This window comes from Streptomyces sp. CB09001 (assembly GCF_003369795.1).
GTDB lineage: Bacteria > Actinomycetota > Actinomycetes > Streptomycetales > Streptomycetaceae > Streptomyces.
This window is the reverse complement of the sequence record NZ_CP026730.1, coordinates 5,035,456-5,051,787: the sequence shown is the minus strand read 5'-3', so window position 1 is coordinate 5,051,787 and position 16,332 is coordinate 5,035,456. Positions and strand designations below refer to the sequence as shown.

18 protein-coding genes are annotated in these 16,332 nt (G+C 73.9%); 15 read left to right on the top strand and 3 right to left on the bottom strand.

Going from position 1 to position 16,332, the window contains the following annotated elements:
- Nucleotides 1-73 precede the first annotated feature (73 nt).
- The gene (locus C4J65_RS23675; RefSeq protein WP_115744198.1) at nt 74-2,002 is read right to left on the bottom strand and encodes an FAD-dependent monooxygenase; all 1,929 of its coding nucleotides are present in this window, start codon (nt 2,000-2,002) and stop codon (nt 74-76) included.
- 320 nt (nt 2,003-2,322) lie between these two features.
- On the opposite strand from C4J65_RS23675, the gene C4J65_RS23670 reads away from it, so the two are divergent.
- The 14 genes from C4J65_RS23670 to C4J65_RS23605 all read left to right on the top strand — a co-directional run bounded on the left by C4J65_RS23670 (nt 2,323) and on the right by C4J65_RS23605 (nt 13,383).
- Complete coding sequence (locus tag C4J65_RS23670) at nt 2,323-3,516, top strand: SchA/CurD-like domain-containing protein (RefSeq protein ID WP_115744197.1); 1,194 nt, start codon at nt 2,323-2,325, stop codon at nt 3,514-3,516.
- A gap of 125 nt (nt 3,517-3,641) precedes the next feature.
- Nucleotides 3,642-4,133: a cupin domain-containing protein gene (locus C4J65_RS23665; protein WP_115744196.1), complete on the top strand. Its 492-nt coding sequence runs from the start codon at nt 3,642-3,644 to the stop codon at nt 4,131-4,133.
- Nucleotides 4,130-5,401 (top strand): beta-ketoacyl-[acyl-carrier-protein] synthase family protein, encoded by a 1,272-nt coding sequence (locus tag C4J65_RS23660; protein WP_115744195.1) that lies wholly within the window; start codon nt 4,130-4,132, stop codon nt 5,399-5,401. Before C4J65_RS23665 ends, C4J65_RS23660 begins: the two co-directional genes overlap by 4 nt.
- A complete protein-coding gene (locus tag C4J65_RS23655; protein ID WP_115744194.1) occupies nt 5,398-6,672 on the top strand; it encodes a ketosynthase chain-length factor in 1,275 nt (424 codons plus the stop codon). The genes C4J65_RS23660 and C4J65_RS23655 overlap by 4 nt, the downstream gene beginning before the upstream one ends.
- 69 nt (nt 6,673-6,741) lie before the next feature.
- Nucleotides 6,742-7,011 (top strand): acyl carrier protein, encoded by a 270-nt coding sequence (locus C4J65_RS23650; RefSeq protein ID WP_007444685.1) that lies wholly within the window; start codon nt 6,742-6,744, stop codon nt 7,009-7,011.
- A 1-nt stretch (nt 7,012) separates the two neighbouring features.
- Nucleotides 7,013-7,492: an SRPBCC family protein gene (locus C4J65_RS23645; protein WP_115744193.1), complete on the top strand. Its 480-nt coding sequence runs from the start codon at nt 7,013-7,015 to the stop codon at nt 7,490-7,492.
- Nucleotides 7,493-7,524: 32 nt separating this feature from the next.
- Nucleotides 7,525-7,860 carry a TcmI family type II polyketide cyclase gene (locus tag C4J65_RS23640; RefSeq protein WP_115744192.1) on the top strand — a complete coding sequence of 112 codons (336 nt, stop codon included), beginning with the start codon at nt 7,525-7,527 and terminating at the stop codon, nt 7,858-7,860.
- 249 nt (nt 7,861-8,109) lie between these two features.
- Complete coding sequence (locus C4J65_RS23635; protein WP_115744191.1) at nt 8,110-9,027, top strand: DUF3152 domain-containing protein; 918 nt, start codon at nt 8,110-8,112, stop codon at nt 9,025-9,027.
- 26 nt (nt 9,028-9,053) lie between these two features.
- Nucleotides 9,054-9,488, top strand: a complete 435-nt coding sequence (locus tag C4J65_RS23630) for a PPOX class F420-dependent oxidoreductase (protein WP_115744190.1) — start codon at nt 9,054-9,056, stop codon at nt 9,486-9,488.
- 163 nt (nt 9,489-9,651) lie between these two features.
- Nucleotides 9,652-10,398 carry a DUF4142 domain-containing protein gene (locus tag C4J65_RS23625; RefSeq protein WP_115744189.1) on the top strand — a complete coding sequence of 249 codons (747 nt, stop codon included), beginning with the start codon at nt 9,652-9,654 and terminating at the stop codon, nt 10,396-10,398.
- A 240-nt stretch (nt 10,399-10,638) separates the two neighbouring features.
- Nucleotides 10,639-11,178, top strand: coding sequence for a hypothetical protein (locus C4J65_RS23620; RefSeq protein WP_115744188.1), 540 nt, complete (start codon nt 10,639-10,641; stop codon nt 11,176-11,178).
- Between the two features lie 22 nt (nt 11,179-11,200).
- On the top strand, nt 11,201-11,836 hold the full coding sequence (locus C4J65_RS23615; RefSeq protein WP_115744187.1) for a TetR/AcrR family transcriptional regulator: 636 nt from the start codon (nt 11,201-11,203) through the stop codon (nt 11,834-11,836).
- A gap of 85 nt (nt 11,837-11,921) precedes the next feature.
- Nucleotides 11,922-12,602: an ABC transporter ATP-binding protein gene (locus C4J65_RS23610; protein ID WP_115746601.1), complete on the top strand. Its 681-nt coding sequence runs from the start codon at nt 11,922-11,924 to the stop codon at nt 12,600-12,602.
- A complete protein-coding gene (locus C4J65_RS23605) occupies nt 12,589-13,383 on the top strand; it encodes an ABC transporter permease (protein ID WP_115744186.1) in 795 nt (264 codons plus the stop codon). The genes C4J65_RS23610 and C4J65_RS23605 overlap by 14 nt, the downstream gene beginning before the upstream one ends.
- Before the next feature lie 24 nt (nt 13,384-13,407).
- On the opposite strand, the gene C4J65_RS23600 is transcribed toward C4J65_RS23605, so the two are convergent.
- Complete coding sequence (locus C4J65_RS23600; protein WP_162833315.1) at nt 13,408-14,505, bottom strand: Ku protein; 1,098 nt, start codon at nt 14,503-14,505, stop codon at nt 13,408-13,410.
- A gap of 77 nt (nt 14,506-14,582) precedes the next feature.
- On the opposite strand from C4J65_RS23600, the gene ligD reads away from it, so the two are divergent.
- Nucleotides 14,583-15,464, top strand: coding sequence for a non-homologous end-joining DNA ligase (gene ligD, locus C4J65_RS23595; protein ID WP_115744184.1), 882 nt, complete (start codon nt 14,583-14,585; stop codon nt 15,462-15,464).
- Nucleotides 15,465-15,473: 9 nt separating this feature from the next.
- Here the strand turns inward: ligD and C4J65_RS23590 are convergent, their stop codons facing one another.
- Entirely contained in the window at nt 15,474-16,277 is an 804-nt protein-coding gene (locus C4J65_RS23590) for an NERD domain-containing protein (RefSeq protein WP_115746600.1), read from the bottom strand.
- Nucleotides 16,278-16,332: the final 55 nt, after the last annotated feature.

Below are 16,332 nucleotides of genomic sequence, written 5' to 3'. Positions count from 1 at the left end.
CACTCCCCGTTTCACCGCTGGGCGAGACGCTAGCAGGGGAACGGGGAGTGGTCCACGTTTAGGGGTGCCTCACTCAGCCTCGGAACAGCACCGTCCCCACCACCTGGCGCAGCATCGACTCCGGGTCGGGGGCGGGCCCCGGGGAACGCCAGGCGACGAAGCCGTCGGGGCGGACCAGGACCGCGCCGCCGCGGGTCACGCCGTGGGCGCGCGCCCAGTCGGTCTCCTCGTCGTCCGGGATCAGGTCGGCCCCGGGCGTCCCGCCCACGCGGTACGACTTCAGCGGGACCCCCGTCCCGGCGGCCACCCCGGCGGCCGCCTCGTGCCAGCCGGTGGGCTGGGCGGCGTCGCTGAGCAGGACGAGGGAGTCCTCGTAGAGGTCCAGGGTGGACACGCGGTCCTGGCCCCGGCGGACCCAGAGGTGGGGGGCCCGGCTGCCGGGCGCTCCGGTGAGGTCGAGGCCCTCCGGGACCACCGGGGTCGCCGGGTCGGCGCCGACCACCGCGCCCCGGGGGTAGCGGTAGCCGAGGGCGACATTGAGGATCCCGCGCTGCGGGCCGCCGCCGGGACCGCCCCGACCATCGGGACCACCGAAACCGCCCGGCCCACCCGGCGCACCACCGGGACCACCGGATCCTCCGGGACCACCCGGACCGCCAGATCCACCCGGACCGCCGGAGCCACCGGAACCGCCGGAGCCACCCGGACCGCGGACCCCACCGGACGCACCCCCCGGGCCGCCCGGACCACCCGGCGCACCACCGGACCCACCGGATCCCCCGGGACCACCCGCCGCCGCGCCTGGACCGCCGCCTCCCATGGCCGGCGGCGGTGCGAAGCCCGGGTGGCTGTGCTCGACCGAGCGATGGGCGGCGCGGGCGCTGGTGGCCTCGGCGACCGGGCGCCGTTCCGTGTCGTACGTGTCCAGCAGTGCCTCGCCCGCCCAGCCCTCGAGGACCGCGGCCAGCTTCCAGGCGAGGTTGTGGGCGTCCTGGATGCCGGTGTTGGAGCCGAAGGCGCCGGTGGGGGACATCTCGTGGGCCGAGTCGCCGGCCAGCAGGACGCGGCCGGAGCGGTAGCTGCGGGCGACGCGCTGGGCGGCGTGCCAGGGCGCCTTGCCGGTGATCTCGACGTCGAGGTCGGGATCGCCGATCGCGCGGCGGATGTGGGCGGCGCAGCGCTCGTCGGTGAAGTCCTCGACGGTTTCGCCCTGTTCGGGGTGCCAGGGGGCGTGGAAGACCCAGTTCTCGCGGTTGTCGACGGGCAGGAGGGCTCCGTCGGCGTTCTCGTCGGTCAGGTAGCAGACGATGAACCGGCGGTCGCCCACGACGTCGGCGAGACGGCGCGAGCGGAAGGTGATGCTCACGTTGTGGAAGAGGTCGCCGGGTCCGCTCTGGCCGATGCCGAGCTGCTCGCGGACGGGACTGCGGGGGCCGTCGGCGGCGACCAGGTAGTCCGCGCGGATGGTGGTGTGCTCGCCGGTCTCCCGGCTCTTCACGATCGCCGTGACGCCCTCGGTGTCGGCCTCGAAGGAGAGCAGTTCGGTGCCGAAGCGCAGGTCGCCGCCGAGGTTCGTGGCGTGAGTGAGGAGTTCGGGCTCCAGGTCGTTCTGGCTGCACAGGCACCACGAGCTGGGGCTGAAGCGGGCCAGTCCGCCGCCCGGGTCGATCTGCTTGAACAGCCACTCGCCCGCGTCGCCGGCCAGGGTCGGCGCCTGCAGGATGCCGTGGTTGTCGGCCAGCGTGGCGGCGGCCCTGCGGATGTCCGGCTCGGTGCCGGCCACCCGGAAGATCTCCATCGTGCGGACGTTGTTGCCGCGCCCGCGGGGGTGGATGGAGGTGCCGGCGTGCCGCTCCACCAGGGTGTGCCGGACGCCCAGCCGGCCCAGGAACACCGAGGTCGACAGGCCCACCAGGGACCCGCCGACGACCAGGACCGGGACGCGGTGGGTCCGGTCGCCCCCGGGGGCGGCGCCGCCGGACCGGTCGGCTCTTTCGTTCATGGTTCGTCCTCCGTTGTACGACAGATGTGCGTCAGGGGTGCGTCGTGAGTGCGTCAGACGCGCGTTCAGATGCGCGTCAGGGATGCGCCAGGGATGCGAGAGGGGTCCGACCGAGGTGCGCCGGGGCCTTCATGCATGCCCCGTACGGCCCGTCGAGGCCCGCGGCGGCGCAGGCTTCACCCGCTTAACCCTCCTGGTTCGCGGACCCCGCGGGCACGGCCCACGATCGTGCTTACGCGACCGTCGCACCCCGCCCCCCTGGCGGGCGCCGCCGACGATCGCCCCAGTCCACGAGGAAGACCGGAGAAGAGGTGGGCCGGATGACGGTCTCTCCCGTCGTAGCGACGGATGCCCCGACCACGGATGCGACGCGGGCCACGGCGACGTCGGCGACGTCACCCGCCGTGGCGACGGACGCCGGCGGCGTGTCGATATCCGCGTTCGACGGTTCCCGCGTGCGGGTCGTCCTGATGCTGGACGTGCACGACGGAATGCAGCAGGAGTTCCTGGACGCCTACGAGCGCATCCGCGACCGGGTCGCCGCCGTTCCCGGACACGTCAGCGACCAGCTGTGCCAGTCCCTGGAGAACCCGACCCAGTGGCTCCTCACCAGTGAGTGGGAGAGCGCCGCGCCCTTCCTGGCCTGGGTCAACAGCGACGAGCACCTGGACACCGTCGAACCGCTGGCGACCTGCGTCCGTGACACCCACTCGCTGCGCTACAGCGTCCTGCGGGAGACCGACGGGGGCCGGCCGGCGCCCGGTGAGCCGCGCTCCGCGCCCCGGATCGGGGGCAACGTCGTACGGCACGCCCTCACGTTCACCGTTCGGCCCGGCACCGAGGCCGAGACCGCCCGGCTGCTGTCCGAGTACGTGTCGCCCGAGGCCCACGTGGACGGCTCCACGCGGCTGCTGCGCACCTCGCTCTTCATGGCCGGCAACCGGATCGTGCGGGCCGTGGAGGTGCGCGGGGACCTGCAGACCGCGTTGCGCCACGTGGCCCGGCAGCCCGGGGTGCGGGCCGTCGAGGAGGCGCTGAACCCGTATCTGGAGCAGGACCGGGACCTCGGCGACCCGCAGTCCGCCCGGCGGTTCTTCACCCGGGCCGCCATGCCGGCCGTCCACCACACGACGTACCCCGACCGGGCGGGCGCGCGCCCGGAACGGCTCGCCCTGCTCTACCCGGTACGCGACGGCGCCGGTCCGGAACTGGCCCGGCTGCTGGCCCGTCAGGACGCGTCCGCCGCCCGGAACCCGGACGGCCCGGTGCTGGCCGCCACCGTCTTCCACCGCGACGACCTCGTCGTACGGCTCGTCGACGTGGACGGCGACCCCGAGGACGCGCCCGCCGAGGTCCTCGGCCTGCACGGCCGGGGCGCCGCGGATGCCGAGCGGCTGCTGGACGCCGCCGCGGTCGGCGTCGACGGGTCGCCGGCCGAGGCCGCCACGCTGTCCCGGCTGCTGCGCCGGATCCGTATGACGCCCCTGACCGACCGGCGTTCGGCCGGTTCCTGAAGCACCCTCCCCGACCGCGCGGCCGACCGGGCCCGACGGCGTGCCCGCCGGTGCGCGCGGCTCCCTCCCCGGCTTCTCCCGGCTTCCCCTCCCCCACTTCCTCCCGTCACCCCGGAGTGAACGACATGACAGACCAGCAGGTACGCATCGTCTCCCTCGGCGACATCGCCCCGAACCGCCGCCGCGGCGGAGACCTCCGCGCCCTTCTCACGCCCACCACCGCCGGGTCGACCAGCGGCTTCATGGGCGTGGCCATCGTGCAGCCCGGCGACCGCATCGCCGAGCACTACCACCCGTACTCCGAGGAGTTCGTGTACGTCACGGAGGGCGCCCTCGAGGTGGACCTGGACGGCGTGCCGCACTCGCTCGGCACCGGGCAGGGGCTGCTGATCCCGCAGGACATGCGCCACCGCTTCCGCAACGCGGGGGACGTCGAGGCGCGGCTCGTGTTCCACCTGGGCCCGCTGGCCCCGCGTCCGGAGCTGGGCCACGTCGACACGGAGGACGCCGAGGGCAACGCGCTCCCCTGCGACGGGGCGCACGCGGGCCAACACGCGGACCACCCGGGCCACGCCGGGCACGAGCGGACCGCCCCGGCGGCCGAGGTGGTGTCATGACCCGGCGCCGGGTCGCCGTCACGGGCATAGGCGTCGTCGCCCCGGGCGGGATCGGCGTGCCCCAGTTCTGGGGGCTGCTGTCCGAAGGCCGTACGGCGACGCGCCGCATCTCCCTGTTCGACCCGTCCGGGCTGCGCTCGCAGATCGCCGCCGAGTGCGACTTCGAGCCGTCCGACCACGGGCTCGGCCTCGCCACCGCCCAGCGCTGCGACCGGTACGTGCAGTTCGCGCTGGTGGCCGCCTCGGAGGCGGTCCGGGACGCGAACCTCGACATGAACCGGGAGGACCCCTGGCGGGCCGGTGCGACGCTCGGCACGGCGGTCGGCGGCACCACCCGGCTGGAGCACGACTACGTCCTGGTCAGCGAGCGCGGCTCGCGCTGGGACGTCGACGACCGGCGCTCCCAGCCGCACCTGGAGCGCGCGTTCACCCCGGCCACCCTCTCCTCCGCGGTCGCCGAGGAGTTCGGGGTGCGCGGGCCGGTGCAGACCGTCTCCACCGGGTGCACGTCCGGCCTCGACGCCGTCGGGTACGCCTACCACGCGGTCGCCGAGGGGCGCGTCGACGTGTGCCTGGCCGGTGCGGCGGACTCGCCGATATCGCCGATCACCATGGCCTGCTTCGACGCCATCAAGGCGACCTCGCCGAACAACGACGACCCGGCGCACGCCTCCCGGCCCTTCGACGCGGACCGCAACGGCTTCGTGATGGGCGAGGGCGCGGCGGTGCTGGTCCTGGAGGACCTGGAGCACGCCCGGGCCCGGGGCGCGGACGTGTACTGCGAGATCTCCGGCTACGCCACCTTCGGCAATGCCTACCACATGACCGGGCTCACCAAGGAGGGCCTGGAGATGGCGCGGGCCATCGACACGGCGCTGGACATGGCCCGTATCGACGGCTCCGCGATCGACTACGTCAACGCGCACGGCTCCGGCACCCAGCAGAACGACCGGCACGAGACCGCGGCCGTCAAGCGCTCGCTGGGCGAGCACGCCTACGCGACGCCGATGAGCTCCATCAAGTCGATGGTGGGCCACTCGCTCGGCGCGATCGGCTCCATCGAACTGGCCGCGTGCGTGCTGGCGATGGCCCACCAGGTGGTGCCGCCCACGGCCAACTACACGACCCCCGACCCCGAGTGCGACCTGGACTACGTGCCGCGCGAGGCACGGGAGCGGACGCTGCGGCACGTGCTGTCGGTGGGCAGCGGCTTCGGCGGCTTCCAGTCCGCGGTCGTACTGAGCGGCAGTGAAGGAGGGCTGCGATGAGCGGACCACAGCGGACCGGCACCGGCGGTGGGAGCCGGCGTGCGGTCGTCACCGGACTCGGCGTGGTGTCGCCGCACGGCACCGGCGTCGAGGCGCACTGGAAGGCGGTCGCCGACGGCACGAGCAGTCTCGGTCCCGTCACCCGGGAGGGCTGCGCGCACCTGCCGCTGCGGGTCGCGGGCGAGGTGCAGGGCTTCGACGCGGCCGAGACGGTCGAGGACCGCTTCCTCGTCCAGACCGACCGGTTCACGCACTTCGCGCTGTCCGCGACCCAGCACGCGCTGGCCGACGCCCGGTTCGGCCGGGCCGACGCCGACTCGCCGTACTCGGTCGGCGTGGTCACCGCGGCGGGTTCGGGCGGCGGCGAGTTCGGGCAGCGGGAGCTGCAGAACCTGTGGGGGCACGGCTCGCGCCACGTCGGCCCGTACCAGTCGATCGCCTGGTTCTACGCGGCCAGCACCGGCCAGGTCTCCATACGCAACGACTTCAAGGGCCCCTGCGGGGTCGTGGCCGCCGACGAGGCGGGGGGACTGGACGCCCTGGCGCACGCGGCGCTGGCCGTGCGGAACGGCACCGACACGGTGGTCTGCGGCGCGACGGAGGCACCGCTGGCCCCCTACTCCATCGTCTGCCAGCTGGGCTACCCCGAGCTGAGCCGGGCCGCCGAACCCGACCGCGCCTACCGCCCGTTCACCGAGGCGGCCTGCGGGTTCGCGCCGGCCGAGGGCGGTGCCGTGCTCGTCGTGGAGGAGGAGGCGGCGGCCCGGGAGCGCGGGGCGGACGTGCGGGCGACGGTGGCCGGGCACGCGGCGACCTTCACCGGGCCCGGCCGCTGGGCGGAGTCCCGGGAGGGCCTGGCCCGCGCGATCCGGGGCGCCCTGGCCGAGGCGGGCTGCCGGCCCGAGGAGGTCGACGTGGTCTTCGCGGACGCCCTCGGGGTCCCGGAGGCCGACCGGGCCGAGGCGCTGGCGCTGGCCGACGCGCTGGGCCCGCACGCCGCGCGGGTGCCGGTCACCGCGCCCAAGACCGGGACCGGCCGGGCGTACTGCGCGGCGCCGGTGCTTGACGTGGCGACGGCGGTGCTCGCGATGGAGCACGGGCTGATCCCGCCGACCCCGCACGTGCTGGACGTGTGCCACGACCTGGACCTGGTGACCGGCCGGGCCCGCCCCGCCGAGCCGCGCACGGCCCTGGTCCTGGCGCGCGGCCTCATGGGGTCCAACTCGGCGCTCGTCCTGCGCCGGGGCGCGGTACCGGCCGAGGGCCGCTGACGGCCGAACGACGACCAACGGTCACGGGCGAGGCCCGTGACCGGCCAACCCGAGTCAAGGAGGACACCCATGACCGACCAGCTGGACTACCAGGTGACCGTCGAGGAGCTGTCGGCGCTGATGAAGCGCACCGCCGGCGTGCACGTCGACCCGGTCACCCTCCGGCAGCAGGCCGACGACGGTTTCGACACCTTCGGCCTGGACTCCCTCGGCCTGCTGGGCATCGTGGCCGAGCTGGAGAAGCGGTACGGCCTGGGCCTGCCCGAGCAGGCCGAGCGCTGCAAGACGCCCGCGGATTTCCTCGCGCTGATCAACGGCGCCCTCAAGACGGGAGTGTGACATGGCAGGGCACACCGACAACGAGATCACCATCGCCGCCCCGATGGAGCTGGTCTGGAACATGACCAACGACATCGAGAAGTGGCCCCGGCTGTTCAGCGAGTACGCCTCCGTCGAGGTGCTCGAACGCGACGACGACAAGGTCACCTTCCGGCTCACCATGCACCCGGACGCCGACGGCAAGGTGTGGAGCTGGGTCTCCGAGCGGGTCGCCGACCCCGTCACCCGCACGGTCCGCGCCCAGCGGGTCGAGACCGGCCCCTTCCAGTACATGAACATCGTCTGGGAGTACGCGGAGACCTCCGAGGGCACCGTCATGCGCTGGACGCAGGACTTCGCGATGAAGCCGGACGCGCCCGTGGACGACGCCTGGATGACGGACAACATCAACCGCAACTCGCGTACGCAGATGGCGCTGATCCGGGACCGGATCGAGCAGGCGGCGGGCGAGCGGCGGACCGCTTCGGTGCTCGCCGACTGACACCTACGGACCTCGGCGAAGGGCAGCACCCCATGCACCACACACTGATCGTCGCCCGGATGGCACCCGGCGCGGCACCGGACATCGCGAAGGTGTTCGCGGAGTCCGACGGCGGCGAGTTGCCGCACCTGGTGGGCGTCAACCGGCGCAGCCTCTTCGAGTTCGGTGACGGCGTGTACCTGCACCTCATCGAGAGCGACGAGGACCCCGCCCCCACCATCGGCAGGCTGACCGGGCACCCGGAGTTCCGCCAGGTCAGCGAGCGGCTCGAGCCGTACGTCTCGGCGTACGACCCGGCGACGTGGCGCGGTCCGAAGGACGCGATGGCGCGCTGCTTCTACCGCTGGGAGCGGACGCCCGCCGGCTGACGGCGCTCCGTCCCCCCGCATGCGTCGGGGTCGCCCGGTCTCCGCCGGGCGGCCCCGACGTGAACGTTCTGGGCGAAGACGGCGCCCGGCATCGAACGGTTGCCGGCACGGTCCGAATGTCCGCGTGAGAAGGGACACTTCGGAAACCGTGACGTTTTCGCACGTCCGTCCGCTTGGATCTTGGGGGTACAACAGCACACCGGAGTCCGCTGTGCGCGCCCCAAGGACCAGCAGAGAGGACATCCCGCCGTGGGCCGAACAACCGCCCGCCGCTCCAGCCGGAGAACCGGGCCGGACGGTGCCGGGCACAGATCCCGCGCCCGCAGACGCAGACGCCGCGGACCCGCCCGCGCGGTCCTGGCCTTCGTCGCCCTCGGGGCCGTCCTGCTCACCGCGGGCGCCGCCGTCGCGTACTGGCGGGAGACCCGGCCGCCGGTGACGGACGACCAGGTGGCCGACGTCGCGGACGCCCTGGACGCCTCGACCCGGGCGCCTTCGGCTTCGCCCTCCCCCTCGGCGTCACCGTCGCCGAAGGTCTCCCCGTCGTCCGCGGCCCCACCCTCGACCCCGCCCTCGCCCTCCGCCACCACCATCGCCATTCCGGCGACCGGTCCCGGCACCTTCGTCACCGCCCGGGCCGACGGCACGACCGTGGGCACCGGCAGCCGCGTGCGCCGCTACAAGGTCCTGGTCGAGGAGGGCGTCGACGTCCGGCCGAGCGCCGCCGCCGACGAGATATCCGAGGTGCTCGCCGACCGCCGGGGCTGGACCCAGGACGGGACCAACTCCTTCCGGCTGGTCAGCAGCGGCTCCTACGACTTCGTGGTGAAGATCGCCACACCGGGCACCGTCGACAAGATCTGCGGCGCCGCGGGCCTGCTCACCCGGGGCGAGGTCAACTGCAGCGTCGGCACGGACGTCGTGGTGAACCTCAAGCGCTGGGTGCTGGGCTCCCCGCAGTTCGACGGGCCGATCCACGAGTACCGGGCGCTGATCGTGAACCACGAGGTCGGTCACCGCATCGGCCACGGCCACGAGACGTGCCCCGGAGCGGGCCGGCCCGCTCCGGCGATGATGCAGCAGATCAAGGGCCTCAAGGGGTGTGTGGCCAACGCCTGGCCCTACGACGAGGCCGGCGACTACCTGGGCGGGCCCGCGGTGCCCTGAGCCGGTCCCCGGGTGATGATCGGCCCATGACCACCACACCACGCTTCGATCCCCGTGCCCTGCTGGCCGGGAGCCGCCTCGGCGTACTGGCGACGATCAAGTCGGACGGCCGCCCGCAGCTCTCGCCCGTCATGCCCGCCTACGACCCCGACGCGGGCGTCATCCGGGTCTCCACCCGCGAGGGCCTCGCCAAGACGGCGAACCTGCGCCGGGACCCGCGGGCCACGCTGGAGGTGACCGCCCCGGACGGCAGGTCCTGGGCCACCGCCGAGGGCGTCGCCACCCTCACCGGTCCGGGCGCCGACCCGCACGGACCGGAGGTCGAGGCGCTGGTGGAGTACTACCGGGCCGCGGCCGGGGAGCACCCGGACTGGGACGAGTGCCGGTCGACGATGGTGTCCGACCGCCGGGTGCTGCTCACCATCACGGTCGAGCGCGTGTACGGCGCCGACATCGGCTGACCGGCGCGGCGGCCGCTCGGGAGCGGGTCCCTCACCGGCCCCGCAAGTTCTGTGCCGGAGCGGTGAAGGATCCGCCCGCCGCTTACGTACCTCCTGGCGTACCGGTACGCGCACGAGCACACGTGCGCGTACCTCGCGTCCCCGCGTCGCCACTGGAGGCACCATGCGCCTGTCCCGCAGCAGGGTCGGAGTCGTCGTCCTGTTCGGTGCGATGACCCTGACCCTCACCGCGCTGGCCTTTCCGGCCGTGCTCGGTCTGGACAAGGCCGACGGCAACCAGAGCCGGGTGGTGGCCAGTACGAAGTTCGGTCCGCTCACCGAGGCCGACCGCGACTTCGTGGTGAAGGTCCGCGCCGCCGGGCTGTGGGAGTACCCGCTGGGCGAGATGGTGATGGGGCGCGGTACGACGAAGGCGATGAAGACGGCCGGGGAGCACCTGGTCGTCGGGCACGCCGGACTCGACGCGATGTGCCGCGAGATCTCCCCCGAGCTGGGCATCACGCTGCCCAACCGGGCGTCCCCGCAGCAGGAGGGCTTCGTGGCCACCGTGGACGCCAAGAGCGGCAAGGAGTTCGACTCTTCGGCGGTCAACATCATGCGGGTGACCCACGGTCAGATCTTCCCGGCCATCGCCAAGATCCGGGCCTCCACCAAGAACACCCTCGTGCGGCAGCTGGCGGACCTGGCCAACGACACCGTCCTGGACCACATCACGGTGCTGGAGAAGACCGGGCTGGTCGAGTACGACGACGTCACCTTCAAGCAGACGGGCCCGGCGAAGCTGCCGAGGGAGAAGGTCACCCCGCCTCCGCCGCAGCCCGGTGAGCGGGTGCTGGTGCTCAAGCCGCGCCCCGACCTGAACGTGAACACCGCCTCCCCGACGCCCACTCCGTCCCCGGCGGCTCCCTGAGGACCCGGGGGCGGGGCCCTTGGTGCGGTGCGCGGCGCGAGAACCCGGCGCGGGCACGATTACGACCCAGTCACGACCGGCGGCACGGGGAACGGGCCGCCGGTCGCGCACGTTCTCAGCAGGTGGCGGCCGACGGTGTCCGCCGGGCCATGACCATCCGGCGCCGGAGCCGGTGGCGGGCGGCCGTTCCCCTCCTCCCGCCCGCGTCCGTCCGGGGCCGACGACAGGAGGAGCGGGACCATGACCGCTTCCGGACCGGGCGGCGGCGACACCCCGGATGGACCGGACGACGGACCGGCCGTGCCCGAGTACGTCTGGCGACTGTTCCTGGAGGACGACGAGCGCGCCATCCACGCCTCCGCGCCCCGGGAACCGGCCGCACGGGACCGCGTCCCCGGCAGTCGGCCGGAGCCGCCCGCCGGCCGCCCCGGCCGCGCCCACGACACGGTCGGCGAGACGTGGCGCCGGGAGGACGCGTGGGCCGGACCGGCCTGGCGCGAGCTGGACGGGCGGGCCCGGCTGCGGCGGTCGGGCCGCGTGCTCGGCACGGCCGCCGCGGTCGCCCTCGCCGTGACCGCGTGGTCGCAGCTGACCACCGGCCCGGCCACCCCGGGCGGCGGCCCCGCCGAAACGATCGGGCAGCGCCTGGAGGAGAGCCCCGCCCTGCCCACGGCGGACTCCGCCGCTCCGAGCGAGTCCGCCGCCGCGAGCCCCGCCGTCTTCCAGCCCGCGCCCTCCGCGATACCCCGGGCATCCGCCTCCCCCTGGACAATTGACTGAACGCCTGTTTAATCTGCTGTACATGCGTTCAATGCCGGAGGACCGGACCACCCGGGCCCTCATCCGCGACGAGGCCCTCGCCCTGTTCGCCGCCCACGGCCCGGACTCGGTGACCGTACGGCGGATCGCGACGGCGGCCGGTGTGTCGCCCGGTCTCGTGGTGCACCACTTCGGCTCGAAGGACGGGCTGCGCCAGGAGGTCGACCAGTACGTCGTGGCCGTCTTCGAGGCCATGCTCGGCGAGCTGACCGGCGGCGACGGCGGCGTGGAGGCCTTCGACTCCGGCGCCGGGGCCGCGTCCCTGAGCGCGGCGTTCACCCGCCACCTCCCGGCCGGCTCCCCCCTGCCCGGCTATCTGCGCCGCCTGCTGCTGAGCGACACGGACGCCGGACGGCTGCTGTTCGCCCGCCTCTACGAGGTGAGCCGCGCCGCCCTGGACGGGCTGACGGCGGCCGGCCTCGCCGCCCCGGGCCGGGACCCGGCGGTCCGCGCCGCTCTGCTGCTCGCCAACGACCTGGCCGTGTTCCTGCTGCGCGACCGCATCGGCGAGGTCCTCGGCACCGACCCCCTGTCGGCCGACGGCATGGCCCGCTGGGCCCCCGAGGTGCTCGACATCTACGCGGGCGGACTGAACGCGTCACCTCCCCGGGGGTCCTAGGGGTCCTCCCCCGACGGGACATGACCAGCCGGAAGCCCCACCGGCCGAGGAGTGCCGGAAGCACAGGAAGGCCCAGGTGACCCGCATGGCGACCGACCCCGCACCAGCACCACCCGCACAGCACGCGCCCGCCCCCGTCCTCCGCGCCCGTGACCTGCACAAGGCGTACGGCGCCCACCGCGTCCTGCGCGGCGCCGACCTCGCCGTCGCCCCCGGGCAGCTGGTCGCCGTCGTCGGGGAGAACGGCGCCGGAAAGTCCACCCTGCTCAGGGCGCTGGCCGGCACCCTGGCCCTGGACCGCGGCGAGGTCTCCCTGTCCGGGACGCTCGGCTACTGCCCCCAGGACCCGGTGCTGAGCGGCAGCCTCACCGTCGAGCAGCACCTGCGCTACTTCGCCGCGGCGAACCGCCTGCCCACCCTGGACCGCGGCCGGGAGCTGGTCCGAGCCCTGGGCTACGAGCGGTACGGGCACACCCCGGCCGGCGAGCTGTCCGGCGGGACCCGGCAGAAGCTCAACCTCACCCTGGCCCTGCTGCACGACCCCGCGGTGCTGCTCCTCGACGAGCCGTACCAGGGCTTCGACTGGGAGACGTATCTGCGCTTCTGGGACCTGGCCGAGGACCTGCGCGCCCGCGGCAGGGCCGTCGTGGTCATCACCCATCTCGTCTTCGAACAGGACCGGTTCGACCTGCTGGCCGACCTGGCCGACGGCCGCCTCACCCCACGGGCGGCGGCCGGGAGGGAGCACCGGCATGTCGACGCCTGAGCAGGCCGCCCGCCCGGGGCCGCGGTACGGGCAGTTCCCCACCGCGCTGCGCTTCTCGGTGCGCGACCAGACCCGCAACCGGCTCGCCGGGCTGCTGCTCCTGGTGTTCGTGCCCGTCTGGTACCTGGTGATGGACGCGATGGCGGGCGGGGAGCCGCTGGACTTCAGGCTGTACGCCACCGGCGAGGTGCTGCACGTCGACGGCGGCCACCTCACCCTGATCACCGCCGGGCTCAACAGCGTCACGATGATCGCCGGGTTCGTGGTCTTCGACGCGGTGCGCAGGTCGCTCGCCTTCGACCGGCGGCTGGTCTTCGCCGGGTACCGGCAGTCCACCCTCATCGGCGCCAAGACCCTCGCCGTCGCCGCGGTCGCCACCGGCATCGCCCTCTACACCGCGCTGGCGGTGCTGTTCTTCTGGCGTCCGGCGGCAGGCGCCTGGTTCGCGGTGCTGGCCGGGTTCACCGTCATCGCGCTCGCCTACGGCGGTCTCGGGCTGCTCCTCGGGGTGCTGGTCAAACGGGACCTGGAGGGCTTCTTCCTGATCATCATGGGCGGACTGCTGGACACGTTCCTGCAGAACCCGCTGGGCAACCCGCTCGCCAACGAGCCGGTCCTGCAGTGGTTCCCGTCCTTCGGCCCCATGCAGTTCGCGGCGGGCGACGCGTTCGCGGACACCGCGCTGTGGGGACACCTCGGCCTGGGACTGGCCTGGGCGGCCGGGTTCAGCGTGGTGGGGCTGGTCATCTTCAGATTGCGGACGCGCGACCGCACCCGCTGACCGGCGTGAGCGCGTTCGGGCGGGTCAGGCGCTGCGCCTGCGGGGCGCCGTCTTCTTGGCGGCGCTCTTGGCGGCGCTCTTGGCGGCCGTCTTCTTCGCGGGTGCGGCGGACTTCGCCGGCTTCGCCGTCTTCGCCGTCTTCGCCGTCTTCGCGGTCGACTTCTTCGGTTCCGCCTTCTTCGGCTCCGTCGCCCTCTTGGCCGCCGTCTTCTTCGCAGCCGCCTTCTTCGCCGCCGTCGACGTCGACTTCTTGCCGCCGGTCTCCTTCGGGGCCCGCCGGGACGAGGTCTCGCGCTGCGGCAGGGACCTGACCTGCGCCTCCTCGGCCGGTCCGGCCTCCTCGCCGTCCCGGGACTCCCGCGCCGCCCGCACGCTGCTCTCCAGCGCCGCCATCAGGTCGAGCACCTTCCCGGGCGCCGCCTCCTCGCGGGCCTCCGGGGGCTTCTCGCCGGCGGCCTTGGCGGCGACGACCTCCTCGACGGCCTCCCGGTACTCGTCGTGCAGGTCGCCCAGGTCGATCTCGCCGAGGGTGTCCATGAGGGCGTCCGCGAGGTCCAGTTCCTGGTCACGCACGGTGACGCCGGCCTCCGGGGCGACGCCCTCGGGGGCACGTACCTCGTCCGGCCACAGCAGGCCGTGCATCGCGATGGCGTCGCCGACGACCCGGAGCATGCCCAGGCGCTCCCGGCCGCGCAGCGCGAACTTGGCGATCGCCACCCGGTTGCTGCGCTTGAGCGCCTCGCGCAGCAGCGTGTACGGCTTGGCCGCCGGGGCGCCGCTCGCCGCGAGGTAGTAGGCGGCGCCCATCTGGAGCGGATCGATGCGGTCCTCGGGCACGAAGGCCACGATCTCGATCGTGCGGGCCGTCGGGATCGGCAGCTGGGACAGGTCCTCGTCGGTGATCGGGATCATCGAACCGTCGGCGTCCTCGTAGGCCTTGCCGATCTCGGCCTGGGTGACCTCGCGGTCCTCCAGTTCGCACACCTTGCGGTAGCGGATCCGGCCGCCGTCCTCCGTGTGGATCTGCCGGAAGGAGACCGAGTGGCTCTCGGTCGCGTTCACCAGCTTGATCGGGATGCTGACCAGGCCGAAGGAGATGGCGCCGTTCCAGATGGATCGCACGTGCAGCACCTTTCCTGTCGGGCGGCCGCCGGACGCCTCTCGGGCGTTTCATCCGCATTTCGTGAGATTCTCATGGTATGGCGCCTATCACGGAAGTGGAGGGGCGGCGGGTGGCCCTCAGCAACCTGGACAAGGTGCTGTATCCCGCGGCCGGCCTCACCAAGGGCGAGCTGCTGCACTACTACGCGACGACCGCCGAGGTGCTGCTGCCGCACCTGCGGGACCGCGCGGTCTCCTTCCTGCGCTATCCGGACGGCCCGGACGGCCAGGTGTTCTTCGCCAAGAACGTGCCGCCGGGTACGCCCGACTGGGTCACCACGGCCGAGGTGCCCCGCTCGGAGGGCCCGGCCCGGATGGTGCTGGTGCAGGACCTGGCGAGCCTGATGTGGGCGGCGAACCTGGTGACCGAGTTCCACACCCACCAGTGGACCGTGGACGATCCCGGCGAAGCCGACCGGCTGGTGTTCGACCTGGACCCGGGGCCGCCCGCGACCGTGGTGCAGTGCTGCGAGGTCGCGCTGTGGCTGCGGGAGCGGCTGGCGGCGGACGGGATCGAGGCGTACGCCAAGACCTCCGGGGCCAAGGGGCTGCACCTGCTGGCGGGGGTGCGGGGCGCGTCCTCCGAGCGGGTGTCGGAGTACGCGAAGGGGCTCGCCGTGGAGGCGGAGCGGGCGCTGCCGAGGCTGGTGGTGCACCGGATGACGCGCAGCCTGCGGCCGGGGAAGGTGTTCGTGGACTGGAGTCAGAACGCCGCCCGCAAGACCACGGCCGCCCCGTACACCGTGCGCGCCCGCGACGTGCCCGCGGTCTCCACGCCGGTGACGTGGGACGAGGTCGCCGGGTGCGGGCGGGCGGAGCAGTTCGTCTTCCTGCCGCCGGACGTCGGGCCGCGGGTGCAGGACTACGGCGACCTGCTGGCACCGCTGTTCGAGCGCCGGCGGGCGGCGGCGCTGCCCTGAGCCGGGTCCTCAGGCGCGCTGCCAGGTGGCCCGGTCCCGGGCCATGGCGTGCAGGGCCTCCACGTCCGCCGGTTTCAGCACCCCGCCCGCCCGGGCGAGGTCCGGCAGTTCCCGGTCCGTGAGGACGCGCACCGAGCGGGGCGGGCCGGTGACGGTCACGTGCGTGGGCTCGACGAGGACGAGCACCGGGTGGACCTCCGCCGTCAGGGCGTAGGAGACCCGGTCGGCGTCCGCGCGGACCCGGCGCAGCAGGGGGCTGGGGGTACGGCGGCCCAGCGCCACCAGCGGGTCGGTGACCCGCACGCGCTGTCTGCGGGCGGGCAGTACGTGGAGGGCGAAGAGGCCGCCGGGTCCGATCAGCAGGTGGTGGACGCGGTCGCCGCCGGGCAGCGGGAGGGAGTGCAGGGTGCGCAGGCCGGTGCCGTCGAGACGGTCGAGGGCGGTCCCGGTCGCCTGCTCGGCGGCCAGCGCCCGGCGGCGCGGGTCGGGGCGCAGCCGGTGTGCCGGTCCCGGCTCGCGTTCCAGGGCGACCAGGAGGGCCTCGCCGGGCCGGTTGGGCGCGAGGTCGTCGTCCGGGTGGAGGGAGAGCCGGGCCAGCTCGGCGGGGGTCGGGACCGGCGGCGGGCCGACCGTGACCGGCCCGGTGACGAAGGGGCCGAGGGCCTGGAGGACCTCGGCCCGGCGGTCGTCGCTCAGCAGGTTGACGCGGGCCTCCTCGCGGTCGTACCAGGCGACGTTCCCGCCGTCCGGGAGGCAGACGTAGAGCCGTTCCCGGCCGTGGCGCCGGGTCGGCACGACGCGCAGTCCGTCCATGCCCATCACCACCCCCGTCCATGGGACCAGGCGGGGTGCCGCCGGGGCAAGAAGC

What these genes read in the sequence shown, in the direction of transcription:
- C4J65_RS23605 (WP_115744186.1), top strand. Translation starts at nt 12,589, where the DNA reads ATGTCGACGCCTGAGCAGGCCGCCCGCCCGGGGCCGCGGTACGGGCAG.
- C4J65_RS23620 (WP_115744188.1), top strand. Translation starts at nt 10,639, where the DNA reads ATGACCGCTTCCGGACCGGGCGGCGGCGACACCCCGGATGGACCGGAC.
- C4J65_RS23675 (WP_115744198.1), bottom strand. Translation starts at nt 2,002, where the DNA reads ATGAACGAAAGAGCCGACCGGTCCGGCGGCGCCGCCCCCGGGGGCGAC.
- C4J65_RS23665 (WP_115744196.1), top strand. Translation starts at nt 3,642, where the DNA reads ATGACAGACCAGCAGGTACGCATCGTCTCCCTCGGCGACATCGCCCCG.
- C4J65_RS23650 (WP_007444685.1), top strand. Translation starts at nt 6,742, where the DNA reads ATGACCGACCAGCTGGACTACCAGGTGACCGTCGAGGAGCTGTCGGCG.
- C4J65_RS23640 (WP_115744192.1), top strand. Translation starts at nt 7,525, where the DNA reads ATGCACCACACACTGATCGTCGCCCGGATGGCACCCGGCGCGGCACCG.
- C4J65_RS23630 (WP_115744190.1), top strand. Translation starts at nt 9,054, where the DNA reads ATGACCACCACACCACGCTTCGATCCCCGTGCCCTGCTGGCCGGGAGC.
- C4J65_RS23660 (WP_115744195.1), top strand. Translation starts at nt 4,130, where the DNA reads ATGACCCGGCGCCGGGTCGCCGTCACGGGCATAGGCGTCGTCGCCCCG.
- C4J65_RS23615 (WP_115744187.1), top strand. Translation starts at nt 11,201, where the DNA reads ATGCGTTCAATGCCGGAGGACCGGACCACCCGGGCCCTCATCCGCGAC.
- C4J65_RS23610 (WP_115746601.1), top strand. Translation starts at nt 11,922, where the DNA reads ATGGCGACCGACCCCGCACCAGCACCACCCGCACAGCACGCGCCCGCC.
- C4J65_RS23625 (WP_115744189.1), top strand. Translation starts at nt 9,652, where the DNA reads ATGCGCCTGTCCCGCAGCAGGGTCGGAGTCGTCGTCCTGTTCGGTGCG.
- C4J65_RS23670 (WP_115744197.1), top strand. Translation starts at nt 2,323, where the DNA reads ATGACGGTCTCTCCCGTCGTAGCGACGGATGCCCCGACCACGGATGCG.
- C4J65_RS23655 (WP_115744194.1), top strand. Translation starts at nt 5,398, where the DNA reads ATGAGCGGACCACAGCGGACCGGCACCGGCGGTGGGAGCCGGCGTGCG.
- C4J65_RS23645 (WP_115744193.1), top strand. Translation starts at nt 7,013, where the DNA reads ATGGCAGGGCACACCGACAACGAGATCACCATCGCCGCCCCGATGGAG.
- ligD (WP_115744184.1), top strand. Translation starts at nt 14,583, where the DNA reads ATGGCGCCTATCACGGAAGTGGAGGGGCGGCGGGTGGCCCTCAGCAAC.
- C4J65_RS23590 (WP_115746600.1), bottom strand. Translation starts at nt 16,277, where the DNA reads ATGGACGGACTGCGCGTCGTGCCGACCCGGCGCCACGGCCGGGAACGG.